Raw genomic sequence first — 3,266 nt, forward strand, 5'->3', positions numbered from 1 at the left:
TTTATACACAATTCGATTTAAGACAAATAAATCACTCATTCTAAAAATATCTCTTATTTTCTAAGTAATCCTTATTGTGATACACACGGAGTTGTTTTCAGATGGATCTCCAAATCTACAACGCTCCTCCTTTGATTTAAACGCAGTAACGCGAATAAATATAGGCATTACCGCTTCATCATTCGCATTGTGCATTTCTCTCTTACTTCCTGATCAGCACTAAAATACTTCCACTTTAGAAACCATCTGAGCTCCCTGACAAACTACCACTTACGCACTCCATGTTTTCAGGATGTTCATAGCATACTTCCTTGCTTTCATTGCAATCACTCTTTATTAATTGTAGAATAATAGAAACAAGAGATTTTATTAAACACAATTCTGTCCATGATGACAGAATAACGATTGAAGGAGTGAATTGAATATGTTTGGATTATTTAAAAAGGAAGGCGCACTTGTTGCCCCAATATCAGGTAAGACAGTGGACATCACAACTGTACCTGATGCTGTATTCGCAGAAAAAATGGCTGGTGATGGACTCGCCATCGATCCTACAGGAGATACCGTTGTAGCTCCTGCTGATGGAGAACTGACCATGCTCTTCGGAACAAAGCATGCTTTTGGTATGACCCTGGACAAAGGCGTACAGATTCTTGTTCACATCGGACTTGATACCGTCTCATTGAACGGCGAAGGGTTTACCGCTCTAAAGAACCAAGGAGATATGGTAAAAAAGGGCGAACCAATTGTAAAAATAGATCGTGAACTCATCCAGTCTAAAGGCCTTTCACTGATTACACCTGTTATCTTCACCGACATGGATGTGCTGAAGAGTTTTGAAGCACAGCTCGGTATTGATGTCACCGCAGGAGAAACCACCGTATTGACCTATAAAGCAAAGTAAAGAGATATTCAAAGAGCGCAGCCAACGGCTGCGCTCTTTACTTTTATCCTTCAACCTCTATCCGTTCAGTTTATGGACACCATTTCCTATGGAGACCACGTAGAACTCTGCTTCATATCCAATCAGTTCTTTATAAGACGCGCCAACTTCCTGGATAAATCTTTCAATAGCATCATTCCGAACGATAGAAACTGTGCATCCACCAAATCCAGCACCCGTCATTCTGGAGCCAATTGTCCCAGGCACTTTTCTGGCAAGATCCACCAATGTATCCAGTTCTACTCCTGTTACTTCATAATCTTCTCTCAGGGATTCATGAGATGCATTCATGAGTTTTCCAAAGGCTTCTATCTCATTGGATTCCAGTGCTTTCACCGCAAGTAATGTTCTTTCATTCTCCGTTACTGCATGTTTTGCCCTCTTAATCAGCACCTCATCTTCAATCACGTGCTGATATTTCCTGAATGTCTCAGAATCAATCTCACCCAAGGACGCCACCGGTAGAACTGACTGGAGCCTTCGCAAAGCTTCTTCACACTCTGCTCTTCTTTCATTGTACTTTGAGTCCGCAAGCCCTCTCTTTTTATTGGTATTGGATACCACCAAGGAAGCATCCTTTAGAAGAACAGGAGAATATCTGTACTCCAGTGTATTTGTGTCCAATAAAATGGCCTGATCCTTTTTCCCCATAGCCACTGCAAACTGGTCCATAATCCCTGAGTTGACCCCCATAAATTCATTCTCCACTTTTTGGCACAGCTTCACCAAGTCAATCATAGAAATTTCCAGTTGAAACAGGTCCTTCATCATGTAGGCAGTCAGCACTTCTATAGAAGCGGAGGAAGACAAACCTGCACCATTGGGGATATTTCCATAAAAATAGATATTCATTCCCTGCTCTATGAGATAGCCCTCTTTCTGGAGAAACGCAACGACACCTTTTGGATAGTTTGCCCAGTCATGAGCTTTGTTGTACGTTAAATCATCGAGACTAAACTCCACCACCCCTTGGTCCTGAAAATTCTCAGAGTACATTCTGATGATACGATCTTTTCTCAGACTTACGACTCCATAGGTCCCTATGGTTAAAGCACAAGGAAAAACATTTCCTCCATTATAGTCTGTATGTTCTCCAATAAGATTGACTCTTCCAGGAGAAAAATAGCTCCTCTCCGCATTCACCTGAAACACTTCACTAAATCTCTTTTCGTTCTCCATTTTCTGCTCCTCTTTCTACTATATAATCTAACTTTTACTCTTTACAGTCTTTTACACTGTCTCTCTTCTTCAGTTGCACGGGGATGATCACTTTTTTTGTATACTTTCGGTTGCTCTCAATTTTCTCTTCTAGAAGCTCCACTGCTGCCTCTCCCAGATATTCAGTATAGACTCTAATGGTGGATAAAGATGGCGTCATGTATTTTGATCCAGGCAGATCATTGAATCCTACAATACTGATATCATCCGGGATACTTAAACCAGCTTCATAAATCGCTTTATAAGCCCCTATGGCCATATTGTCATTGCCACAGAAAAAAGCCGTTGGCCGGGATTTCTTCTCAAGCATCTTTTTCATCAGCAGATATCCATCTTCATGAGTAAAACTGCCGTAAGCGCAAAATTCTTCCTGATAGATTTTCATAAAAGATGCATACTCTTTAAAAGACTCATCCCTTAAAGCAGAAACTTTGATCCCGCTCCCATAGGTCTCATCTCCCCCAAGATATCCAATGCTTGTATGCCCCATTTCAATGAAATAATCCAGCACTTTTCTCACTGCATCTCTATAGTCTACAATCACAGCATCAAACTCATCTCCTGGAGCGAAGTCGCATACAACAATTCTGCTGCTTAATTCAGAGATCTTATGAAGCTCTTTCTCTTCAAACTTTCCAACCGCAATGATACCGTCCACAGGCTCAGACAGAATCTGCTCTTCTGAGGCATTCCACCTTACGACCTGATATCCTTTTTTCTCACAGATCTTTTCTATCGCGAGACGAATGTATAGATAGTACGGATCATTCAGCTCTTTTTTGGTGTCATACCAGTGGAATAACCCGATTCTTACCTTCTTGTCTTTTCTTCTCTTTCTTACCGGAACATACTCCAGTTCTTCTGCAGCTTCAAAGATCTTGCGCTTGGTCTCTTCTGAAACGCTCAGCGCATCATCAAAGTTCAGGACTCTTGAAACCGCTGCACTGGATACCCCAGCCTTGTCTGCTATTTCTTTAATGGTTGCCATAATAATCCTCCCCTTTATTCAGGATGGTATACTTCTTAATAGTAAACCTTATCATATATTTAGTCAATATTTACTAAAATTTTACTTGTTTTTACACAACAAAAAAGCCCTAAGCTT

At 40.9% G+C, this 3,266-nt stretch carries 3 protein-coding genes; 1 reads left to right on the forward strand and 2 read right to left on the reverse strand.

Annotation, left to right across the window (positions count from 1 at the left end):
• Nucleotides 1-424 precede the first annotated feature (424 nt).
• A complete protein-coding gene (locus DEF30_RS06235; protein ID WP_294097455.1) occupies nucleotides 425-904 on the forward strand; it encodes a PTS glucose transporter subunit IIA in 480 nt (159 codons plus the stop codon).
• A 57-nt stretch (nucleotides 905-961) separates the two neighbouring features.
• On the opposite strand, the gene DEF30_RS06240 is transcribed toward DEF30_RS06235, so the two are convergent.
• Together DEF30_RS06240 and DEF30_RS06245 are read right to left on the reverse strand one after the other, a co-directional pair.
• Entirely contained in the window at nucleotides 962-2,122 is a 1,161-nt protein-coding gene (locus DEF30_RS06240; RefSeq protein WP_294097456.1) for a galactokinase, read from the reverse strand.
• A gap of 34 nt (nucleotides 2,123-2,156) precedes the next feature.
• A complete protein-coding gene (locus DEF30_RS06245) occupies nucleotides 2,157-3,149 on the reverse strand; it encodes a LacI family DNA-binding transcriptional regulator (protein WP_294097457.1) in 993 nt (330 codons plus the stop codon).
• Nucleotides 3,150-3,266 lie beyond the last annotated feature (117 nt).

This window comes from Proteiniclasticum sp. (assembly GCF_003514505.1).
GTDB lineage: Bacteria > Bacillota > Clostridia > Clostridiales > Clostridiaceae > Proteiniclasticum.